The sequence below is a fragment of the Lacticaseibacillus manihotivorans DSM 13343 = JCM 12514 genome (assembly GCF_001435035.1).
GTDB classification, from domain to species: domain Bacteria; phylum Bacillota; class Bacilli; order Lactobacillales; family Lactobacillaceae; genus Lacticaseibacillus; species Lacticaseibacillus manihotivorans.
The window spans coordinates 1-928 of the sequence record NZ_AZEU01000254.1 but is presented as its reverse complement, the minus strand read 5'-3'; the positions used below and the strand labels follow the sequence as shown (position 1 = coordinate 928).

At 48.5% G+C, this 928-nt stretch carries 1 protein-coding gene and 1 pseudogene; both read left to right on the top strand.

Annotation, left to right across the window (positions count from 1 at the left end; all coding sequences use genetic code 11):
• A partial coding sequence (locus FD01_RS13245) for an AMP-binding protein (RefSeq protein WP_156647320.1) occupies positions 1 to 642 on the top strand: 642 nt, incomplete at its 5' end.
• Positions 639 to 928: pseudogene (locus tag FD01_RS13240) on the top strand (D-alanyl-lipoteichoic acid biosynthesis protein DltB); the annotation flags it as partial. The gene FD01_RS13245 and the pseudogene FD01_RS13240, both read left to right, overlap by 4 nt.

Below are 928 nucleotides of genomic sequence, written 5' to 3'. Positions count from 1 at the left end.
GTCTACAACACTTATGGCCCAACGGAAGCCACAGTCGCAGTGACCGCCGTTGAAATTACTCCGGCAGTGTTGGAAAAATATAACCGCTTGCCGATTGGGGTGGCTAAGCCTGATACCAAGATCTCGTTGCGTGAAGACTCACTGCGCCAAGAAGATGGACATACCGTTGGCGAGTTGATGATCCAAGGCCCAAGCGTCTCCAAAGGCTACCTCAACAATCCTGAAAAAACCGCCAAAGCTTTTTCTCAAGCTGGGTATGCCACTGGTGACCTCGGTTATATCGATGAAGCGGGGATGATTTTCTACCGCGGGCGGACTGATTTTCAAATCAAACTCAATGGGTATCGCATCGAACTTGAAGAAGTGAACCATTACTTGAATGATTCGCCTTTGATCGCGCAAGGCGTGGCGATCCCCAAATATAATCGTGACCATAAAGTCGCGAAGCTACTGGCATATATCGTGCCGGAAAAACATCATTTTGAATCTGAATTACAGTTGACCCAAGCGATTCGCAAGTCGTTAGAAAGTACGATGATGAGCTACATGGTGCCGCAGCGCTTTGTTTATCGCGATGCGTTGCCACTGACGGCCAACGGGAAGGTGGCGGTCAAGCAGTTGATTGCTGAGGTCAACGCATGATCAATTTACAACCTTATTCAGATCCGCAGTATTTTATCTACTTGCTGATCGCGTTGATCCCACTGGTGGTGGGGTTGTGGCATGGCCATCGCTTGAAAGTCTATGAAGTGCTGGTGAGCTTAGGCTTTATCACCTTGATGTTCACCGGGGAAAAATGGACGCAAGGGCTGGCGTTGATTGGCTATCTGGTGTGGCAAGTAGTGGTGATTTTCACTTATGCCCATTACCGTAAAACGCATAATCAAACATCATGGTTTGTGATCGCAGTGCTGGCCGCAATTTTGCC